We start from the raw sequence: 19,243 nt of genomic DNA, 5'->3' as shown, positions 1-19,243 counted from the left end.
GCTTAATCCTCGTTATCAGACCTTGGAGCGTTCGTTCAGACGCGAGACGACGCGGGTCTGATGCGGGTTGGTGGCATCGGCCAGTTCATCGACGTAATCGCCGGTGAAGCAGGCATCGCAGAAGCCCGGATCATCGTTGTCACGGCCAGCGCGACCCGCCGCACGATACAGGCCATCGACCGAGATGAAGGCCAGGCTGTCAACGCCCAGCACCTTGGCCATGCCATCGACGTCATAGCGGGCAGCGAGCAGTTTATCTCGCTCGGGCGTGTCAATCCCGAAGTAGCACGGCCAGGCAGTCGGTGGCGAGGAAATGCGCAGATGGACTTCGGCAGCCCCGGCCTGACGCACCATGTCGACGATCTTGATCGAGGTGGTGCCGCGCACGATGCTGTCATCGACCAGCACCACCCGCTTGCCTTCCAGATACATCTTGTTGGCGTTGTGCTTGCGGCGCACGCCGATGTCACGGGTCTTCTGGGTCGGCTGAATGAAGGTCCGGCCCACATAGTGGTTACGGATGATCCCCAGCTCGAACGGGATTTGCGACGCTTGGGCGTAGCCCAGAGCCGCCGGAATGCCGGAGTCCGGCACCGGAACCACCACGTCCGCCGGGACCGACGCTTCACGCGCCAGTTCGGCACCGATCTGCTTGCGCACTTCGTAGACCGAATTGCCTTCACAGAACGAGTCCGGGCGGGCGAAATAGATGTATTCAAAGACGCAGAAACGGCGCTTTTGCGGAGCAAACGGACGCAGCGACCGCACGCCACGACGGTCGATCACCACCATTTCGCCCGGTTCAACGTCACGCACATATTCCGCCGAGATGATGTCCAGCGCACAGGTTTCCGACGCCAGGATGGTCGCATCGCCATGGCGGCCCAGCACCAGCGGACGATAACCCATCGGATCACGCACACCGATCACCGCATCACCGGTCATGCAGACCAGCGAGAAGGCGCCCTTGACCTGCGACAGCGCATCGATCAGGCGCTCTTCCATCGAGGCCTTTTCCGAGCGCGCCACCAGCTGGATGATCACTTCGGTATCGCTGGTCGACTGGAAGATGCAGCCCTTTTCCACCAGCTTGTGACGCAGGGTCAGCGCGTTGGTCAGGTTGCCGTTGTGGGCCAGCGCCATCCCGCCAAACGCCAGATCGGCATACAGCGGCTGGACGTTGCGCAGCACCATGTCGCCAGAGGTGGAATAGCGCACATGGCCGATGGCCTGACGGCCTTCCAGGCGGGCGGTATCCTTTTCGCGCTTGAACACGCGGTGGACGTGCCCCAGACCACGGTGGGAATGGAACTGGCTGCCGTCGCTGGCGACGATCCCGGCCGCTTCCTGACCACGGTGCTGCAGGGCATGCAGACCCAGCGCGGTGTGGGCTGCCGCGTCGGCGTCGTTGAAGATACCAAAGACCCCGCACTCTTCGCGCGGTTTATCATCATCACCCTGTTCGGGCAGGCCAAAGGGATGAGTAGGGAAGTTAACCATTACGGGGCCTCGGGTTGGCTGCTGTGCAGATCGGACTGGATCGACTGGAACGGGTCAGGGCGCGGTTTGCGCGCACGATGCTCTAACGCTATTGTTGGTTCTGAATCAAGCTGTCCAAACTCTGCCGTGCGTTGGCGTCATAGCTGGAGCCGTTTTTCTGGGAAGAAGATGCACCATTAGTGGTCGCCGAGGCCGGACGCGCCGCAGAAGATGTGGGCGAGGGTGCCGAAGCGGTGGGGGATGCCGGAGTAACAGGCGATGCAGCGGCCCCTTGCCCCTGCACCGTCAGGGCAGGCACACTGTTGGCCGGAGGAGTCGAGGTGATCGTTGCACTTCCCCCGACAGTGGCCGGGGCGGGCTGGGTCGTATCGGGCCGCGACAGGTTTTCCACCCGTGGCTGGGTCAGGCGGTCATAGGTCTGCTTCAGTTCGACCGCCTGCCGGGCACGCTCCTGCGCTTCGACGGTCGCCATCCGGGCCCGTTCTTCTTCGCTCAGCAACGACGGCGGGACCATGCTGCGCAGCAGGTTTGCCCCACTTTCCAGCAACGGGCCACTTTTGGCATAGCGCATCCAGTCCGGACGTGCTGCCGGATCAGGGATCACCCACGACAGCACCACATAGGCAATCGACAGCACCACCGCCCCGCGCACCAGACCGAACAGAAAGCCCAGCGACCGGTCCACCGAATTCAGCGCACTGCCTTGTACCTGCTTGGAAATGGTCCGCGTCACCATCGACAGGATCAACAGGACGACCAGAAACACCGCTACCGCTGCCGCCACGTCGGCAACCATCGGGATCGGGATCAGTTCATGGGCTTTGGGGCGGGCATAGGGAAAACCGTACAGGGCCGACAGGGCGGCCCCGACCCATGCCGTGATCGACAGGACTTCGTGGACGAAACCACGGAAAAAGGCCAGCACTGCCGACAACAGCAGCACAGCCAACGCCACCATATCGAACACGTTGATCGAAAGGGAATCCATCTTGTTATCCGTCATCCCGCTGACGTCCGGCGGCCTCGGCCCTGTCTTTGGAGCCTTTGGTTCCAGAGTCTGCTTTTTCGCCGGCCTTCTGGGCCAGAGCATCAACCGGGAACAGGGCAACCAGATCCTGCAGGTGCCCGACTTCCCGTACGCGAAGGGCTTCTGTCGTCTTGCTCTGGTCCCCTTTGCCAGCGGCTCCGGCTTTTCCTCGCGGCTTGCGCCGGGGGGGAGCCAAAGCCTCGGCAAACCCCAGCTTGGCTGCTTCTTTCAGTCGCACATCGGCCTGTGACACCGGGCGCACCTCGCCCGACAGCCCGATTTCACCGAAAACAGCAACGTCTGCTGGCACCGGGGTTCCGGTGGCCGACGACATCAGCGCTGCAGCAACCGCCAGGTCCGCCGCAGGCTCGGCAATCCGAAGACCGCCTGCGACGTTCAAATATACGTCATTGCCCGCCAGCGCAAGACCACAACGTGCTTCCAGAACGGCCAAAACCATTGCCAGTCGTCCAGAATCCCAGCCGACCACCGCTCGCCGGGGGCTTCCGGCACCAGATGTAGCCACAAGCGCCTGAATTTCCACCAGAACCGGTCGAGTCCCCTCCATACCGGCAAACACGCAGGACCCCGATACGTTCCCGCGCCGTTCAGCCAGAAACAGAGCTGACGGGTTGGCGACTTCGACCAGCCCGCCATCGGTCATCTCAAACACCCCGATCTCGTCGGTGGCCCCGAAACGGTTTTTCACCGCGCGCAGGATACGGAACTGGTGACCGCGTTCGCCCTCGAAGTATAGCACGGTATCGACCATGTGCTCCATCACCCGTGGACCGGCAATCGAGCCTTCCTTGGTGACGTGGCCGACCAGAAACAGCGCAAAGCCTCTGGTCTTGGCCAGACGGATCAACTCGTGCGAGCAAGCGCGCACCTGTGACAGGCTGCCCGGAGCAGAATCAAGGCTGTCGAGATACATCGTCTGAATGGAGTCGATGATCACCACCTTGGGACCATTCGGATCATCCAGCGTCGCGGCGATATCCCGCAGGTTGGTCGCCGAGGCCAGCCCGACATTGGCATCGGTCAACCCCAGTCGGGCCGCGCGCAGGCGGACCTGCGCCACCGCTTCTTCACCCGAAATATAGGCCACCGAGACACCGGTGCCCGCCAGTGCCGCCGCCGCCTGGGTCAGCAGGGTCGATTTGCCGATCCCCGGATCCCCCCCAACCAGCAGCGCCGACCCCGGCACCAGTCCGCCCCCGGTCACCCGGTCAAGCTCGCTGATCCCTGTCGGCATGCGCGGCGGAGCCGCTGACTGACCGGCCAGTCCGACCAGTTCGATTTTCCGCCCCCCGCGCGGGCCACCGCCCAGGGCCTTGGGTGTTTCAGTCCGGCTTTCTTCGGTCAGCGTATTCCATTCGCCGCAGCCCTCGCACCGCCCGGCCCATTTGGCGTAAACCGCCCCACAGGATTGACAGATATACTGCGTGGTCGATTTTGCCACGGACGGGACTCCTCCAAGAAACAGGCGGTGTCAGCCCCGCGATTACGGGCGGACCACGATGTAATCGACAACCTTTTGCACGGTATTGCCGTCTCTCGCCCGTGCCAGTGCCTCTTTACGTTCAGCGTCCGAACGCGCCCGCCCAAGGACATAAACCGTTCCGGTACTGTCCGCCGCCACCCGGAAATTGACGTCGGCCACATCCATGCTGCCGACCAGCCGGGCTTCGGCCTTGGTATCGAGGATCAACACATCGGACCAGTCCAGCAGCTTTGCGCGGCGGGGATCATCCGGGGCCATGTACACCGCATGCCAATACAGCTTCTTGATCCCGGTGATTCCCTTGATCTTGCTGTAAAAATGGTCATAGACCGCCTTGTCGTCAAAGATGCCGGTGATCAGCAACCGCTGTTCATAGATCTCGCTGGATGCCTTGACCGTCCCCACATCGGCCATCGCCGCGTTGACCTTCAGGATGATCTCATTGTCCCGCCCGATATCGGTGGTCGAACGGGCCTCGATCGCCCGGTCGATCAGAACCTTGGGAACGGCCAGCAGGTCACTGAACTGCGCTGCCGCCGGGGTCCCCCACAGACAGCCCATCATCGCCCCTGCCAGCATCAACGGCCGATATAGTTTCAGACCCATCTGCGTTTCTCCCGGCAGGGGGTTGACGATCAGCGCCCTGCGTTATCGGTGATCGGACCATGGGCGCGACCATGGACGAACTGGTCAACATAGGGGTTACCCGAGTTGAACACGTCTGCGGCCGGACCTTCCCAGATGATCCGCCCTTCCCACAGCATGGCCACCCGGTCGGCAATCTTGCGGGCCGAGGCCATATCATGGGTAATCGACAAGGTCGTCGCCCCCAGATCCTTGGCGCAATCAATGATCAGTTCGTTGATCACATCAGCCATGATCGGGTCCAGACCGGTTGTCGGCTCGTCGAAAAAGATGATTTCCGGTTTTTCGGCAATGGCGCGCGCCAGACCGACACGCTTTTGCATGCCGCCGGACAGCTCGGACGGGAACAGGTCGGCCACATCGGCCTTCAGGCCCACCGAGCGCAGCTTTTCAACCGCCAGCTCTTTCGCCTGTGCGCGGCTCATCCTGCCCAGTTGCAGCAGGCCGAAGGCAACATTCTGCCACACCGGCAGCGAGTCGAACAGCGCCGCCCCCTGAAACAGCATGCCGAACTTGTGCATCACCCGTTCCCGCTCGCGGGTGGACAGGGTGGTCAGTTCCTCGCCATCCACCTGAATGGCCCCCCGGTCGGGCTGCATCAGGCCGAGAATGCATTTCAGCAGGACCGATTTCCCGGTTCCCGAGCCGCCGATGATCACCAGCGACTCCCCCTTGCTGACCGTCAGACTGACGCCATCAAGGACCTTCTTTTTCCCAAAGGCCTTGTGAACGTTATCGATGCGGATTTTTGGCTGCGGGCTGGTCATTGTGCGAAGAACAGCTCCGTGATCAGATAGTTGAAGGTCAAAATCAGGATCGAGGCCGACACCACCGCATTGCGGGTTGCCGAGCCGACGCCCTGCGCGCCACCCTTGGAGTGATAGCCGTTATAGCAGCCCATCAGGGCAATGATGAAGCCGAACACCCCGGCCTTGACCAGACCGGAAATCACGTCCAGCGGCTGCAGGTATTCCCAGGTGCGCTGAATGTAGTTGGCCGGGTTGAACCCCAGCTTGTACACCCCGACCAGATAGCCGCCAAACACCCCGACGATATCAGCCACCAGCACCAGCGCGGGCAACATCAGCACCGCCGCCAGCAGGCGCGGCGCGATCAGGTATTTGAACGGGTTGGTTGACAGGGTCACCAGCGCGTCGATCTGTTCGGTCACCCGCATGGTGCCGATTTCAGCGGCCATCGCCGCCCCGACACGCCCGGCCACCATCAGCCCGGCCAGCACCGGCCCCAGCTCGCGGGTCAACGAGATCACCACCACCGTTGCCACCGCGCCTTCGGCAGAGAAACGGGCGAAGCCGGTATGGCTTTGCAGGGCCAGCACCATGCCGGAAAAGATCGCGGTCAGCCCGACCACCGGCAGGGAGTAATAGCCGATTTCGATCATCTGGCGGCTGAGGGTGCGGCCATAATAGGGCGGCAGCACCATATTGTACAAAGCGACTGCCGAGAACGTCACCAATCGACCGGTGTGGCGCAAAAATGCCAGAAACACCCGACCGATCAGGGCCAGAAACTGCGTCATGAACCGGCGCCTCCCACATAGCGGCGAGCATAACGACGGCTGAGGGAGGTCAGCAGTTCGTAAGGAATCGTTCCGGCTTCGGTGGCCAGCTCATCAAGGGTATGCGCCTGTTCTGTGCTGTCCGCCGTTTCCCGCCCGATCAGGGTAATCAGCGCCCCGCTGTACACGGCTTGCGACGGAGCCTCGCTCACGTCGAACGTGATCAGGTCCATCGACACCCGGCCAGCCACCGGAACACGGACTCCCCCCAGCAACCCCCAACCCGAATTGCCCAGCGAGCGTAGCAGGCCATCGGCATAGCCCGCGGCCACCGTCGCCAGCACAGTCCCTGCAGGCGCCCGGTAGGTGGCACCATAGCCAACGCTCTGGGGGGTGTCAACGCGACGAACCTGCAACACCCTGAGCTGCAAGGTCAGAACCTGCGCCAAAGGATTGGGCAGATGCGGCAACGGATTGCCGCCATACAGGGCCAGTCCGGGACGGGCAAGGTCAAAATGATAGTCACGGCCCAGCATGACACCCGCCGAATTGGCCAGAGAGGCCCGCGCCGTCGGATACAGCGACCGTAATTCGGTAAAGGCCCGCAACTGCTCTTCGGTCAACGGATGATTGGGCACGTCGGCACAGGCAAGATGACTGATCACCAGCGACGGCGCCAGATTGGTCGCCATCGCCCGCGCTTCGAATTCCGGCAACCCAAGCCGGTTCATCCCGGTTTCAAGGTGCAGGCCATAGGGTGCCGCCCCCGGGGCATGGGACCGCCACAGGGCCACCTGATCAGCACAGTTCAGAATAGGCCGCAGATTGGACTTCAGGAACGGAGCCAGTCCCTCGCTGCTGCCAATCGGGCCGGACAGGACATAAATCACCGCTCCGGGCACCACCTTGCGCAGCTGGACACCTTCCTCGGGCACCGCCACAAAGAACGTCCGGCAGCCAGCCGCCGCCAGCACCCGCCCGACAGCCTCCACCCCCAGTCCATAAGCATTGGCCTTGACCACTCCGGCGGCCTCTTTGGCCCCCATCAGCGCGGCCATATGACGCCAGTTGTCGGCCACCGCCCCCAGATCAACGGTCAACAGTCCACCAGCGTGGGCAGAGGACGAAGAAAAAGGCCGGTCCAAGGGCGTGCTCTCATTCATAATCGTCGTCGTCCCCATGATCATGGTTCATCAGGTTACCGAATTTGGTGAAGTTACCGTCAAAATACAACTTAACCCCCCCAATTGGGCCATGTCGCTGCTTGGCAACGATCACTTCACCGACATTATGAGCCTTTTCACAGCGTTTTTGCCAATCGGCATAGCGCTCCATGAACTTGTCTTCGCCTTCATCCGGGCGACGGCTGGGCTCGGCACGTTCCAGATAGTACTGCTCGCGGTATACAAACATCACCACGTCGGCGTCCTGCTCGATCGAGCCGGATTCACGCAAGTCGGACAATTGCGGGCGTTTGTCTTCACGCTGTTCCACCGCACGCGACAACTGCGACAGCGCCATCACCGGCACGTTCAGTTCCTTGGCGATGGCTTTCAGACCACGGGTAATGGCCGAGACTTCCTGCACGCGTGACTCCCCAAAACCCGGACCACCGCTCAGCAACTGAAGATAGTCAACCACGATCAGCCCCAGACCCTGCTGGCGGGCCAGACGGCGGCAACGGGTGCGGACGGCGGAAATACTGAGTGCCGGAGTATCGTCAATGAACAGCGGCAGGACCGAGAGTTCCTGCGCCACCGTGACCATGCGGGTGAAGTCATCGTTTGACAGTTCACCGGTACGGATTTTATGCGAACTGATTTCCGCTTCCTGCGCCAACAGGCGGGTGGCCAGCTGTTCCGCCGACATTTCGAGCGAAAAGAAGGCCACTTTGGCGCCGTCAAGCACCTGCCGATTGCCCGACTCGTCGATGTGCTCGCGGTACAGCTTGGCGGCGTTAAAGGCGATACAGGTCGCCAGTGCCGTTTTTCCCATCGACGGGCGTCCGGCCAGAATCAGCAAGTCGGAAGGGTGCAGGCCACCGAGTTTCTTGTCCAGATCCATCAGATCGGTCGGTACCCCGGCCAACTGGCCTTCGCGCTTGTGGGCGGCTTCGGCCATTTTGACCGCCGTATGGAGCGCCATACGGAAATCCTGAAAGCCGCCTTCCTGCTTGCCGGTGGTCGCCAGATCGTACAGCCGTTGTTCGGCGGACTCGATCTGGTCCATCGCGGTATGGTCAAACTCAACCTCAAAGGCATCGTTGACCATCCCGGTCCCCAGGTCGATCAACTGACGCCGCATGGCAAAGTCGTGAATCTGGCGGCCATAGTCCTCGGCGTTGACCACCGTCACCACCGCGTTGGCCAATTCGGCCAGATAGGCAACGCCCCCGGCCTCTTTCATCAACGGGTCGTTTTCCAGATAGGCTTTCAGCGTTACCGGCGTTGCCAGATGGCCCTGTTCGATCAGCTTGCCGCAGGATTCAAAGATGCGGCCATGCAGGGCATTGGCAAAATGCTCGGCCATCAGGAATTCCGACACCCGTTCATAGGCGCGGTTCGACTGAAAGATTGCCCCCAACAGAGCCTGTTCGGCTTCGATGTTGTGCGGAGGTTCACGCCATGAGGCTCCCGCATCGCCAACCGCCGCATCGCCCACATAGGCCGGAACCGGATAGGAGGATGTTTCGTCCATCATCAGCGTACTCAAAAACCCAAAACCAGAAACAACCCCGCAGGGCGGCCCATCATACCCGACTAAACAAAAAGGGCCACCCCGAACAGGGTGGCCCTCTCTGGATCGTGTCAGATAATGACACCAAAGCCTTAGGCGGGTTCGCCTTCGTCTTCGATATCATCAGCATCGACGTCTTCGTCTTCGTCTTCCAGCTCTTCGTCTTCCACCACTTCGGCGGCGACGAAGCCGGCTTCGGCTTCTTCAACCGAACGGGCAACGACGACGGCGATGGTGACGGCGACTTCCGGGTGCAGACGGATACGCACAGCGGTGGTACCAAGCGACTTGATCACCTGGTCCAGTTCGATCTGGCGACGTTCGGTCTTGATACCGTCGGCCTTCAGACCTTCCTGGATGTCGCGGGCAGCGACCGAACCGTACAGCTGTCCGCTTTCGCCAGCGGCGCGAACCAGAATCAGACGAACGTCCTTCATCTGTTCGGCAACGGCTTCGGCTTCCTGACGACGCTTCAGGTTCATCGCTTCCAGCTCGACACGCTGGGCTTCGAACAGGGCCATGTTGGCCTTGGTCGCGCGCAGGGCCTTCTGCTGGGGCAGCAGGTAGTTGCGAGCAAAACCCGGCTTCACACGGACGACATCGCCCATCTGGCCCAGTTTTTCAACGCGTTCGAGGAGGATGATCTCAACAGCAGCCATTCTCTTCTCTCCCTTACTTCACGACGTAGGGCAGAAGAGCGAGGAAGCGGGCGCGCTTGATGGCGCGGGCCAGTTCACGCTGCTTCTTGGCGGAAACCGCGGTGATGCGGCTGGGGACAATCTTGCCACGCTCGGAAATGTAGCGCTGCAGCAGCTTGATGTCCTTGTAGTCAATCTTCGGCGCGCCTTCACCCGAGAACGGGCAGGTTTTGCGGCGGCGGAAGAACGGGCGACGCGGAGCGGCCATCGTCTGTATCTCCTTTAATCGCGGTCGGAACGCTCACGGCGATTACCGCCGCGGGGACCACGCGGGCCACGTTCGGCCCGTTCGTTCTTTTGCAGAAGGACGGCCGACTGGCCTTCTTCCAGCTCTTCAACACGCACGGTCAGGGTGCGCAGGACGTCTTCGTTGAAACGCATCACGCGTTCCATTTCGATGACGGCAGCGGCCGGAGCGTCGATGTTGAACAGAACGTAATGACCCTTCCGGTTCTTGTTCATCCGGTAGGCCAGGTTGCGCAGGCCCCAGAATTCCTTCTTGGAGACAGTGCCGCCCAGGCTGGCAATGATGCCAGCCATTTCATCGGCCAGGGCTTCCACCTGAGTGGAAGAAATGTCCTGACGAGCGATGAACACGCTTTCATACAGAGGCATTAGGGTAGACCCCTTCTGGATTCTCTCAGCCCACACCCCGCGAGCGAGGTATATGCAGGCATAGCCGGACCATCCGGCAAGGGTTGTGAAGCCGCGCACTATACGGACTTTCCCGCCTGACGCAAACAGATTCGCAGCATTTCCTGCATTCTTTCGCACGATCACCGAACCGCCGATACCCACAGGGCACCGGCAGGACTTGACAGGCCGGGCGGGCTTTCGCACCCTCGCCGCCGTCGCAGTCAACCAGACAGCACTGACGAAACCCGTTTAAAGGATTATGCGTGATGGCGCGTGCGTTCGTATTCCCCGGTCAAGGCTCGCAGGCAGTCGGGATGGGCAAGGAACTGGCCGAGGCCTTTCCGGTCGCCCGACAGGTCTTTGAAGAAGTCGATTCGGCCCTGGAACAGAACCTGTCGGCCCTGATGTTCGACGGTCCGGGCGATGAGCTGACGCTGACCGAAAACGCCCAGCCAGCCCTGATGGCCGTCTCGATGGCGGTGATTCGGGTTCTGCAGGACAAGGGCCTCGATCTGGCCGCCACCTGCTCTTATGTGGCTGGCCATTCGCTGGGGGAATATTCGGCCCTGTGCGCCGCTGGCGCCCTCAGCATTGCCGACACCGCCCGCCTGCTGAAGACGCGCGGCAAGGCGATGCAGCAGGCCGTTCCGGTCGGCGAAGGGGCGATGGCAGCCCTGCTCGGACTGGATCTGGAGCAGGCTCAGGCCGTTGCCGCAGAAGCCGCTGAAGGCGACGTCTGCGAAGCGGCCAACGACAATGCTCCGGGACAGGTGGTGGTGTCCGGCTCCAGGGCCGCGGTCGAACGCGCCGTAAAGATCGCCGCAGAAAAGGGTGCCAAGCGCGCCATGCTGCTGCCGGTGTCCGCTCCCTTCCATTGCGCCCTGATGAAGCCCGCCGCCGAGGTGATGGCTGCTGCTCTGGCGGAGGTCAGCTTCCAGGCTCCGGTGGTGCCGGTGGTGGCCAACGTCATCGCCCGCGCCGAAAGCAACCCCGCCGTCCTGCGTGACCTGCTGGTGCAGCAGGTGACCGGCTCGGTCCGCTGGCGGGAAAGCGTGCTGTGGCTGAAGGATCAGGGCGTGACCTCGCTGGTCGAATGCGGCGCGGGCAAAGTCCTGTCGGGCCTTGCCAAGCGCATCGACAAGGAGGTCAGTGGTCAGGCCCTGAACACCCCGGCCGACATCGACGTCTTCCTGGCCAGCCTCGCCTGAGACCAGCCCCTGTTTTCAGGATCACCGCCGTTGCAGACGGTGATCCTGACACGACCCCCATAACTGAAAGGACATCTGACGATGTTCGATTTGACTGGTAAGACCGCCCTGATCACCGGTGCCACCGGCGGCATCGGTGGTGCCATTGCCACCGCCCTGCACGCCCGTGGCGCCACCGTCGCCCTCTCTGGCACCCGGGTGGAAAAGCTGGAAGAGCTGGCCGCCAGCCTTGGCGAGCGCGCTTTCGTCACCCCCGCCAACCTGTCGGATGCCGACAGCGTCGCCGCCCTGATTCCGGCGGCGGAACAGGCAATGGGACAGGTGGACATTCTGGTCAACAACGCCGGCCTGACCCGTGACACGCTGGCGATGCGGATGAAGGACGAAGACTGGGATGCCGTCCTGCGCGTCAACCTGACCTCGTCGTTCCAGCTCGCCCGCGCCTGCCTGAAGGGCATGATGAAGCGCCGCCATGGCCGCATCATCTCCATCACCTCGATCGTTGGCGTGACCGGCAACCCCGGCCAGTGCAACTATGCCGCCTCGAAGGCGGGCCTGATCGGCATGTCCAAGTCGCTGGCCGCCGAAGTCGCCTCACGCGGGATCACCGTCAACTGCGTTGCACCGGGCTTCATTGCCACCGCGATGACCGAAGTCCTGCCCGATGCCCAGAAAGAAAAGCTGAACGCCGGAATCCCGATGGGCCGCATGGGCTCGAGCGACGATATCGCCTCGGCTGTCGTCTATCTTTCCAGCGATGAAGCAGGCTATGTCACCGGTCAGACCCTGCACGTCAACGGCGGCATGGCGATGATCTAAGCGGAAAACCGCGAGCCTTATGCCCTGATTTAAAACGATAAAATGACAGTTTTGTGTAAAAAGTGCGCAAAACTTCACAGCTTGCGACAGACCCCTGTGGTCAAAGCAATTCAATCGTGGTAGATACGGGCGCCAATTTTGCTTGACCTGGGACGCAGTAAGGTTCAAATCGGGCCGACAAACAACGACCTGACACAATACCTGTCACGGGCTATCAGGCTAGCCCCCTATTAACTTTGGAACTGAGGATATCAACATGAGCGACGTCGCCGATCGCGTTAAGAAGATCGTGATTGAGCACCTGGGCGTGGAAGAAGCCAAGGTTGCCGAAAACTCCTCCTTCATCGACGACCTGGGCGCCGACAGCCTGGACACCGTCGAGCTGGTGATGGCTTTCGAAGAAGAATTCGGCGTCGAAATCCCCGACGATGCGGCGGAAAAGATCCTGACCGTTCAGGACGCCATCAGCTTCATCGAAGCGGCGAACGCCGGCTGAGTCTGAGGCAGGTGCCGCTTCCCGTGCCTGTGCCCCGGTTCATCCGGGCATCGATAACGGTGAGAGTGGCACCTTTCTCGTGCCATGGACATGTCCGCTGGCATTCACCCTACATCGATTGACAGACCGTTCGCGTGTCCTGCTCTTGCGCTTTTCCTGATAAAAGCGAACGGGTGAGACGCGCCGTTCGTTCATCGGAAACATTGGCATCGCCATGGCACATCGCCTACAGTGACACCATGGTTCCGGCGAACTGGCTGCCCGGGCCGGGCGAAGGCCGACAAGCGGCTCTGTCCTTTTACTCTGACTCGATAACAGTTTCGGGAAGCATAACATGAGGCGTGTGGTCGTCACTGGCGTTGGGGCTCTGACCCCGCTTGGAATGGGCGTCCAGGGTACCTGGAAGCAGCTCCTTGATGGCGTTTCGGGCATCCGCGCCATTGACCGCTTTGAAACCGAAGACCTGCCGGCACGCATCGCCGGGCAGATTCCGGTGGAAGAGGGTCATCCCTACCGTTTCGACGTTGATTCCTTGGTCCCGGCCAAGGATCGCCGCCGCATGGACGATTTCATCGTCTATGGTCTGGCCGCCGCGATCGAGGCCATCGAGGACTCCGGCTGGAAGCCGACCGACGAAGACGATCTTGAGCGTACCGGTGTGATCATCGGCTCGGGGATCGGCGGTCTGCCCAACATTGCCCAGGCCGAACGCACCATGACCGCTGGTGGCCCGCGCAAGATCAGCCCGTTTTTCATTCCCAGCTCGCTGATCAACCTGGTCTCGGGCCATGTGTCGATCCGCTATGGCTTCAAGGGTCCGAACCACGCCGTGGTGACTGCCTGCTCCACCGGGGCCCATGCCATCGGTGACGCCAGCCGGATCATCAAGTACGGCGACGCCGACGTGATGGTTGCCGGTGGCGCCGAAGCCGCCGTCTGCCGTCTGGGGCTGGCCGGTTTTGCCGCCGCCCGCGCGCTGTCCACTGGCTATAACGACGAACCGACCCGTGGGTCGCGTCCGTGGGACAAGGGCCGTGACGGCTTTGTGATGGGCGAAGGCGCCGGTGTGGTGGTGCTGGAAGAATACGAGCACGCCAAGGCTCGTGGTGCCAAGATTTATGCCGAAGTGCTCGGCTATGGCATGTCCGGTGATGCCTATCACATCACCGCTCCGGCCGAAGACGGCAACGGTGGCTTCCGTGCCATGCGTAACGCCCTGAAGGACGCCAAACTGCCGGTTGAAGCGATTGACTACGTCAATGCTCACGGAACCTCGACCCCGCTGGGCGATGAAATCGAACTCAGTGCGGTCAAGCGCCTGTTCGGCGATCATGCCTACAAGCTGTCGATGTCTTCGACCAAGTCGTCGATCGGTCATCTGCTGGGTGCCGCAGGCGCTGTCGAAGCGATCTTCTCGGTTCTGGCGCTGGGGAACGGTATCGTTCCGCCGACCCTGAATCTGGAAAATCCGTCCGACAACTGCGACATTGATCTGGTCCCGCTGAAAGCCAAGGAACGGCAGGTGTCTTACGCCCTGTCGAACTCGTTCGGCTTTGGCGGCACCAATGCCTCGCTGGTGTTCGGTAAGGTGTAAGTCTGGTTCGCACCAGATCAGACAACAAGGCCTCCTGTTCCGTCGCTTGTGCGGGCAGGAGGTTTTTGTTTATGGAGAAGAAAGACCATGCTGCTCAAACGCCTGCTGACGGGCCTCATCTCATTGCTGTTGACGATAAGCCTGGGCCTGGGAGCGGCATGGATCTGGGGCAAAGAGCGCTATCAGGCCCCGGTCAGCGCCACACAGGTCAGAGTTGAGATCCCGCGTGGCGCTGGCCTGAACCGGATCAGCCAGATCCTGTCTCAACGGGGCGTTTTGCCCAGCCAGATTGATGGTTATGTCTTTCTGATGATGGTCACCGCCGCCAGGCAGGGAGCATCCCTGCAGGCCGGGGAATATGACATTCCCGCAGGCAGCAGCATGGCGGAGATCACCGACATTTTACGTACCGGCAGGAACCGGGTGCACTATCCGCTGACGGTGCCCGAGGGCCTGACGTCACCGGAAGTCCTGCGTCTGATCTCGTCCATGCCGGAACTGGATGGCGCCTTGTCCCTCAAGCCAGCCACAGGAACCCTCCTGCCGGAAACCTATGCCTTCCTGCGCGGTGACCAGCGGGACGACGCCGTGCGCCGGATGCAGGCCGCGATGGACAAGGCAGTCAGTGACCTGTGGGCACAAAGAGCCCCTGACTTGCCGCTCAAAAACAAAGAGCAGGCCATCATTCTGGCGTCAGTCGTTGAAAAGGAAACCGGACTGCCTGCCGAACGGCCCCGTGTGGCAGCAGTCTTCATCAACCGTCTGCGTCTTGGCATGCCGTTGCAGTCTGACCCGACGGTCATTTATGGCCTGGCTCCGGAAACCGGGACACTGGGCCGGCCCCTGTTGCGCTCTGACCTCGAGACGGATCATCCGTGGAACACCTATACCCGTTCCGGTCTGCCAACGTCACCGATTGCCAACCCCGGCCTTGCCAGTCTGGCCGCCGTTCTTCACCCGGCCAGCACAAAAGACCTGTATTTTGTTGCTGACGGAACCGGCGGCCACGCCTTTGCCAGCACTCTGGCAGAGCACAACAAAAATGTCGCCGCATGGAAAAAGCTGCAGCGATAACGGCATCACCCCCGCGTGACCACCCCCAGCACACCGGCAACAGCAACCCCGGCAGTAGCAATCGCCTCGGCCTGCTCCGGCGACAGGGCCACGCCCAGCACCGACAGCAGGCCAATCAGGCCGACCCACGTGGACCGCTCCTTCAGGCGGGCGATCAGGTAATCTTTCAACAGAGCCTTGTTCATGTGTTTCACCCTTCCTTGATCATGGTGGCAATACGCTTCGCGCGGTCGCCCACCTGCACCGCCCACTTGCTGGCCAAAGCCTGCGTCGCCGCCTCATCCCACTGCCCGGCCTGCAAGGCGGCCAGCATGCGGGCAAAGCCCTTCAGGCGCGGCACCCCGAGGTTAAAGGCCATGTTGGCGAGCGCCCGTTGCCGGACTTCGGACAGCCCCCGCCACCACGGTAAAGCCTTGTCCAACTCCGCCATCACGCGGGCAATGTCGTTACCCAGCAGATAGGCGGATTCATCCACCGACAGGCCGACATCATCCAGATTGCGGCCGACACCGATAGTCAACTTGCCCGCCGTGCAGCGGTAGGGCTTGAGCCGCTCGTCTTCATCGCGCACAAGTTCTTTTTTCAACAGGTCCAGATTCATCACGCTTCCTCTTTCAAATCGGGCGTCAGCCGCGACAACCGCCGCCACCGCCATGCCAGAAACACCAACCCGGCCAGCAGGCTGACCAGCGTCAGCCAGCCGTTGATCGCATCAAGCCCCGGCGCCCATGCCGGAGCCGAAACCGCCGTCGCGACGGCTGTCCCGTCCAAAACCTTTGCGCTCACGATTGCTCCCTTCACTCTTCGCGCTTTGCGCGGGGGCGGTATGCCCCCCCTTCATCGGCCAGCGCAGCCAGATAGTCGGCCTGCCAACGCGATACTTTCGCCTCAAGGGCGGACTGTGCCCCGGCCTCGCCCAAGGCATCAACGGCATGGGCCAACCAGCCATCAGGATCAGTCACCACATGGGCCAGTACCGCCCGCTGGTCGTCGGTCATCGTCACCATGTTGCCCCTCCGATTTCGATCAGGCGGCCTTGAAAACAGCTCTGGTAATTGTTGCCGCCAATCACCGACACCGCAGCGGTGCCGTTAAAAACAACTATCTGCACAAAGGCGGTATCACCCACATCCATATCGGCTTCGACAGACAGGGCGGTGCTGTATCGCCCGTCAGAGGTCAGCCCGGCATAGGGGTTGAATTCGATCTGATAGCTGCGATTGCTGGTCAAGATACGCAGCAGCGCCAGTGTATGAGCACTGGTGATGCCCCCCAGACGCACTGCTGCTGACAGCCAGTACCGCCCCGTGGCCGGGGCGGTGAAGATGCCGGTCGAAGCATTGTAATAGCCGCCCGGATTGTGGTTTGCTGTCTCTGGCACCACGTTGTAGGACGTGCCAGCCCCGGTCGTATTGCTGATCGTGGTGTTGACCCGTGCCGAAAACGCCGGGGTACCACTGACCACCGGCTGCTCGATGGTGATATCGGCAACCTCGATATCCCCCAGCGAGGTGCTGGCCCCCAGCGAGACAAATGGCCCCGACACCACCGACGGTGTGAAATAGAACTCGAACCGCTTGAAATCGCTGGCGAGGGTAAACGAGCTGGTATTGAAGATTGACCCGCCGGAGCCATAGCCAGCTACCAGCACATCCCCGCCCGAAGCATAGGTGGTGCGGGCCAGCAGGCTCATTTTGTACTGCCGTCCGGCGGTCAACAGTTTGTCGGCTCCGGTGCCCTGCCAGTACAGCCGGGCCGGATCAGACGACGACCACCCCGCAGGCAGCACCCAGCGTGTTCCCCGCACGCGCAAGGCAAAGTTGGCATCAACCGCCGTGTTGGCCGCGCGGGTGTCGGTGGCGGGCATGACCAACCGCCCGTTGGTTACCTGCTGCCGGGAAGTCGTCCTGAAGTTGGCCCACTGTTCGCCAAAGCACCGGCCACTCTCCCCCAGGACAAGGGTCAAGGAAGAGACGCCATTGATGGCGGGCCTGATGCTATCGACAACAGCCCCGGAATTGTCTGTCCACAGACCCGCCCCCCAGTTCGCACCGCCCTGCCAACGGTCATCAATAACCACTGAAAAGGCCCGGTCGCGGTTGACACGGTACTGGGCGACCGATGCGTTATTGCCGCCCTCGATGCGGTTGTCCCGGACAACAATTGTATATGGCCCCTGGGCGATGTTCGCCCCAAACCACGCCGGGGCGTCGATATCGGTCAGGTCGATGGTGACGGCGTGGAAATCGCATTCAAGATAGTTGTCGATAATCGACACATGGCGACTGTTGGACTTGATGTAAATCGCGCTGGGGTCCGCATTCCCGAGGATTTCGTTCCCCATGATGATGGTCTGGGAACCGAAATTCCCGGCACTTCGCTCATAAATCCCGTATCGACGCGAACCACGGATCGAATTGTTTTCGATCAGACCATTATCACACCCGGACAACAAAATGCCTGTGCCGATACCACTGAAATGGCAATTGGTGATGGCAAACTTGAACAGCTTGGCGGCATCAATACCGATCCCGCTGCCCGCCCCGTGCGAACGGAATTCGACGTGATGGCACCACCAACGCTGCTTGTACGCACCCCCCCCGCCCGCGTCGGTGGTCAGAGCGGTACGGTCGCCAATTTTTACCCCATACTCCGACTGAATGCGCAGCCATGCCAGTTCGCCCAGCTCGGTAAACGTCGCACCGGCTGAATAGGTCAGCGCATAAAAATCCCCCGCACAAACCAGAGACGTGAGGCTCATCCCGGCCCCCAGCACCCGCGAGACAACCACCTGCGAAGCGGATGTCGCGGCGGCAATCGGCAGGACAACCGGCGCCGACAGCATGTAAATGCCTGCCGGAATGAAAATCGCTCCCCCGCAGGTGGCGGTACAGGCGCTCTGGATCGCCGCATGCTGATCTGTGCCATAGGTCGCTTCGGCATTTCTTACGCTGGTTCCGGCAGCCGACGCCAGCGAGACCATCATCTCCGAGCTACAGCCGGTAATGGTACTGTACAGCGGCGCTCCATTGGCACCGGCACCATTAACCACCACCAGCTTGCCCACATCATCAGCACTGAACACCGTATCGCTGGCCGTCAAAACCGGACTACCAGCGGTCATCGTTGCCGTTGACAGTTGCACGCCGTCCGGGATGGCGCCCCACCACCCGACAGAGACACCGACAATCCCTCCGGCAGCGGTCGAGGCAACTTCGGCGGCGGCCTCTGCCGTCACCGCCGAGGCCGCCGCTGCGGCCGCCGCAACGGCTACGGCATCACTGGCACCCAGTAACGTTTCCATAACCGCTTCCGGCGTATCGCCAGAACCGACCGGGACTTTCACCGCCCGCGCCAGACCTTCCCGTAGTTGCTGGTCGACCATCGTCAGACGATCAAGCTCCGCCTCGATCACTTCCGCGTAAAAAGCCCCCCCGGTGCTCAGGGCGACTTCCTGCAGAAAATCCACTTGCCGGGCCAGCGTCACCGTTTCACCCACCGCCGGAGCAGTAGAAAGCGTCACAAAACCACCGTTGGGACTGCCATAGCCAGTCACGGTATAGGTCCCCTCAACCGGGGTCCTCTCCGTTCCATCAGCAGCGGTAATGGTGATGAGCAGCGCACCCACCGGCACCTTGAACGCAAAGTCGAACGACTTCGTTGCCCCGTTCCCCTGATAGGAAACGGTGCTGCTTGTAGTCAGTACTGTCATGGGAATGCCTCAGTCAAAAGCCGAATGCAGCCTCACTTGCGATGAAACCGTCCAAGGCGTATCAGGCGAAAAAAG

21 protein-coding genes are annotated in these 19,243 nt (G+C 61.5%); 5 read left to right on the top strand and 16 right to left on the bottom strand.

Translation table 11 applies throughout. The features are described 5' to 3' along the window. Positions 1-15: 15 nt before the first annotated feature. The 11 genes from purF to rpsF all read right to left on the bottom strand — a co-directional run bounded on the left by purF (position 16) and on the right by rpsF (position 10,244). The gene (purF, locus tag BW995_RS09490) at positions 16-1,500 is read right to left on the bottom strand and encodes an amidophosphoribosyltransferase (protein ID WP_076399973.1); all 1,485 of its coding nucleotides are present in this window, start codon (positions 1,498-1,500) and stop codon (positions 16-18) included. 88 nt (positions 1,501-1,588) lie between these two features. Next, positions 1,589-2,488, bottom strand: a complete 900-nt coding sequence (locus BW995_RS09485; RefSeq protein WP_076399971.1) for a CvpA family protein — start codon at positions 2,486-2,488, stop codon at positions 1,589-1,591. A 4-nt stretch (positions 2,489-2,492) separates the two neighbouring features. After that, a complete protein-coding gene (gene radA, locus BW995_RS09480; protein WP_084194721.1) occupies positions 2,493-3,989 on the bottom strand; it encodes a DNA repair protein RadA in 1,497 nt (498 codons plus the stop codon). Between the two features lie 42 nt (positions 3,990-4,031). Continuing rightward, positions 4,032-4,637: a BON domain-containing protein gene (locus BW995_RS09475; RefSeq protein ID WP_245821375.1), complete on the bottom strand. Its 606-nt coding sequence runs from the start codon at positions 4,635-4,637 to the stop codon at positions 4,032-4,034. Positions 4,638-4,666: 29 nt separating this feature from the next. Beyond that, positions 4,667-5,443: an ABC transporter ATP-binding protein gene (locus BW995_RS09470; protein WP_076399970.1), complete on the bottom strand. Its 777-nt coding sequence runs from the start codon at positions 5,441-5,443 to the stop codon at positions 4,667-4,669. Beyond that, the gene (locus BW995_RS09465) at positions 5,440-6,216 is read right to left on the bottom strand and encodes an MlaE family ABC transporter permease (RefSeq protein WP_076399968.1); all 777 of its coding nucleotides are present in this window, start codon (positions 6,214-6,216) and stop codon (positions 5,440-5,442) included. Before BW995_RS09465 ends, BW995_RS09470 begins: the two co-directional genes overlap by 4 nt. Continuing rightward, positions 6,213-7,340 (bottom strand): alanine racemase, encoded by a 1,128-nt coding sequence (alr, locus tag BW995_RS09460; RefSeq protein WP_245821373.1) that lies wholly within the window; start codon positions 7,338-7,340, stop codon positions 6,213-6,215. Before alr ends, BW995_RS09465 begins: the two co-directional genes overlap by 4 nt. Before the next feature lie 10 nt (positions 7,341-7,350). Then, positions 7,351-8,895: a replicative DNA helicase gene (locus tag BW995_RS09455; protein WP_076399964.1), complete on the bottom strand. Its 1,545-nt coding sequence runs from the start codon at positions 8,893-8,895 to the stop codon at positions 7,351-7,353. 128 nt (positions 8,896-9,023) lie between these two features. Beyond that, the gene (gene rplI, locus BW995_RS09450; RefSeq protein ID WP_076399962.1) at positions 9,024-9,590 is read right to left on the bottom strand and encodes a 50S ribosomal protein L9; all 567 of its coding nucleotides are present in this window, start codon (positions 9,588-9,590) and stop codon (positions 9,024-9,026) included. Positions 9,591-9,603: 13 nt separating this feature from the next. Continuing rightward, a complete protein-coding gene (rpsR, locus tag BW995_RS09445; RefSeq protein WP_139332846.1) occupies positions 9,604-9,837 on the bottom strand; it encodes a 30S ribosomal protein S18 in 234 nt (77 codons plus the stop codon). A gap of 14 nt (positions 9,838-9,851) precedes the next feature. Then, entirely contained in the window at positions 9,852-10,244 is a 393-nt protein-coding gene (gene rpsF, locus BW995_RS09440) for a 30S ribosomal protein S6 (protein WP_076399958.1), read from the bottom strand. A gap of 287 nt (positions 10,245-10,531) precedes the next feature. Here rpsF and fabD point away from each other — a divergent pair, with 287 nt between their 5' ends. The 5 genes from fabD to mltG all read left to right on the top strand — a co-directional run bounded on the left by fabD (position 10,532) and on the right by mltG (position 15,456). Next, positions 10,532-11,473 carry an ACP S-malonyltransferase gene (fabD, locus tag BW995_RS09435; protein ID WP_076399957.1) on the top strand — a complete coding sequence of 314 codons (942 nt, stop codon included), beginning with the start codon at positions 10,532-10,534 and terminating at the stop codon, positions 11,471-11,473. Between the two features lie 81 nt (positions 11,474-11,554). Beyond that, a complete protein-coding gene (gene fabG / locus BW995_RS09430) occupies positions 11,555-12,292 on the top strand; it encodes a 3-oxoacyl-[acyl-carrier-protein] reductase (RefSeq protein ID WP_076399955.1) in 738 nt (245 codons plus the stop codon). A gap of 256 nt (positions 12,293-12,548) precedes the next feature. Further along, positions 12,549-12,788: an acyl carrier protein gene (locus BW995_RS09425; protein WP_076399953.1), complete on the top strand. Its 240-nt coding sequence runs from the start codon at positions 12,549-12,551 to the stop codon at positions 12,786-12,788. A 334-nt stretch (positions 12,789-13,122) separates the two neighbouring features. Next, positions 13,123-14,382 (top strand): beta-ketoacyl-ACP synthase II, encoded by a 1,260-nt coding sequence (fabF, locus tag BW995_RS09420; protein WP_076399952.1) that lies wholly within the window; start codon positions 13,123-13,125, stop codon positions 14,380-14,382. Between the two features lie 87 nt (positions 14,383-14,469). Continuing rightward, positions 14,470-15,456 (top strand): endolytic transglycosylase MltG, encoded by a 987-nt coding sequence (gene mltG, locus BW995_RS09415; RefSeq protein ID WP_076399950.1) that lies wholly within the window; start codon positions 14,470-14,472, stop codon positions 15,454-15,456. A gap of 5 nt (positions 15,457-15,461) precedes the next feature. On the opposite strand, the gene BW995_RS09410 is transcribed toward mltG, so the two are convergent. From BW995_RS09410 to BW995_RS09390, 5 genes are read right to left on the bottom strand one after another with little or no spacing between them, the layout of a single operon-like run. After that, positions 15,462-15,641, bottom strand: a complete 180-nt coding sequence (locus tag BW995_RS09410; RefSeq protein ID WP_076399948.1) for a hypothetical protein — start codon at positions 15,639-15,641, stop codon at positions 15,462-15,464. Positions 15,642-15,646: 5 nt separating this feature from the next. Further along, positions 15,647-16,057 carry a glycoside hydrolase family protein gene (locus BW995_RS09405; protein ID WP_076399947.1) on the bottom strand — a complete coding sequence of 137 codons (411 nt, stop codon included), beginning with the start codon at positions 16,055-16,057 and terminating at the stop codon, positions 15,647-15,649. Continuing rightward, the gene (locus BW995_RS09400) at positions 16,057-16,242 is read right to left on the bottom strand and encodes a hypothetical protein (RefSeq protein ID WP_076399945.1); all 186 of its coding nucleotides are present in this window, start codon (positions 16,240-16,242) and stop codon (positions 16,057-16,059) included. The genes BW995_RS09405 and BW995_RS09400 overlap by 1 nt, the downstream gene beginning before the upstream one ends. 11 nt (positions 16,243-16,253) lie before the next feature. Next, positions 16,254-16,463 (bottom strand): hypothetical protein, encoded by a 210-nt coding sequence (locus tag BW995_RS09395; RefSeq protein WP_245821372.1) that lies wholly within the window; start codon positions 16,461-16,463, stop codon positions 16,254-16,256. Further along, positions 16,457-19,168: a right-handed parallel beta-helix repeat-containing protein gene (locus BW995_RS09390; protein WP_076399944.1), complete on the bottom strand. Its 2,712-nt coding sequence runs from the start codon at positions 19,166-19,168 to the stop codon at positions 16,457-16,459. Before BW995_RS09390 ends, BW995_RS09395 begins: the two co-directional genes overlap by 7 nt. Positions 19,169-19,243: the final 75 nt, after the last annotated feature.

It is taken from the genome of Insolitispirillum peregrinum (assembly GCF_900156605.1).
Taxonomy (GTDB): domain Bacteria; phylum Pseudomonadota; class Alphaproteobacteria; order Rhodospirillales; family Rhodospirillaceae; genus Insolitispirillum; species Insolitispirillum peregrinum.
The sequence above is the reverse complement of the archived record's forward strand: the minus strand, read 5'-3'. Positions and strand labels throughout refer to the sequence as shown.

Coding starts and splice junctions, on each gene's coding strand:
- purF (WP_076399973.1), bottom strand. CDS start 1,500: ATGGTTAACTTCCCTACTCATCCCTTTGGCCTGCCCGAACAGGGTGAT.
- BW995_RS09485 (WP_076399971.1), bottom strand. CDS start 2,488: ATGGATTCCCTTTCGATCAACGTGTTCGATATGGTGGCGTTGGCTGTG.
- BW995_RS09475 (WP_245821375.1), bottom strand. CDS start 4,637: ATGGGTCTGAAACTATATCGGCCGTTGATGCTGGCAGGGGCGATGATG.
- BW995_RS09470 (WP_076399970.1), bottom strand. CDS start 5,443: ATGACCAGCCCGCAGCCAAAAATCCGCATCGATAACGTTCACAAGGCC.
- BW995_RS09465 (WP_076399968.1), bottom strand. CDS start 6,216: ATGACGCAGTTTCTGGCCCTGATCGGTCGGGTGTTTCTGGCATTTTTG.
- BW995_RS09455 (WP_076399964.1), bottom strand. CDS start 8,895: ATGATGGACGAAACATCCTCCTATCCGGTTCCGGCCTATGTGGGCGAT.
- rplI (WP_076399962.1), bottom strand. CDS start 9,590: ATGGCTGCTGTTGAGATCATCCTCCTCGAACGCGTTGAAAAACTGGGC.
- rpsR (WP_139332846.1), bottom strand. CDS start 9,837: ATGGCCGCTCCGCGTCGCCCGTTCTTCCGCCGCCGCAAAACCTGCCCG.
- rpsF (WP_076399958.1), bottom strand. CDS start 10,244: ATGCCTCTGTATGAAAGCGTGTTCATCGCTCGTCAGGACATTTCTTCC.
- fabD (WP_076399957.1), top strand. CDS start 10,532: ATGGCGCGTGCGTTCGTATTCCCCGGTCAAGGCTCGCAGGCAGTCGGG.
- fabG (WP_076399955.1), top strand. CDS start 11,555: ATGTTCGATTTGACTGGTAAGACCGCCCTGATCACCGGTGCCACCGGC.
- BW995_RS09425 (WP_076399953.1), top strand. CDS start 12,549: ATGAGCGACGTCGCCGATCGCGTTAAGAAGATCGTGATTGAGCACCTG.
- fabF (WP_076399952.1), top strand. CDS start 13,123: ATGAGGCGTGTGGTCGTCACTGGCGTTGGGGCTCTGACCCCGCTTGGA.
- mltG (WP_076399950.1), top strand. CDS start 14,470: ATGCTGCTCAAACGCCTGCTGACGGGCCTCATCTCATTGCTGTTGACG.
- BW995_RS09410 (WP_076399948.1), bottom strand. CDS start 15,641: ATGAACAAGGCTCTGTTGAAAGATTACCTGATCGCCCGCCTGAAGGAG.
- BW995_RS09405 (WP_076399947.1), bottom strand. CDS start 16,057: ATGAATCTGGACCTGTTGAAAAAAGAACTTGTGCGCGATGAAGACGAG.
- BW995_RS09395 (WP_245821372.1), bottom strand. CDS start 16,463: ATGGTGACGATGACCGACGACCAGCGGGCGGTACTGGCCCATGTGGTG.
- BW995_RS09390 (WP_076399944.1), bottom strand. CDS start 19,168: ATGACAGTACTGACTACAAGCAGCACCGTTTCCTATCAGGGGAACGGG.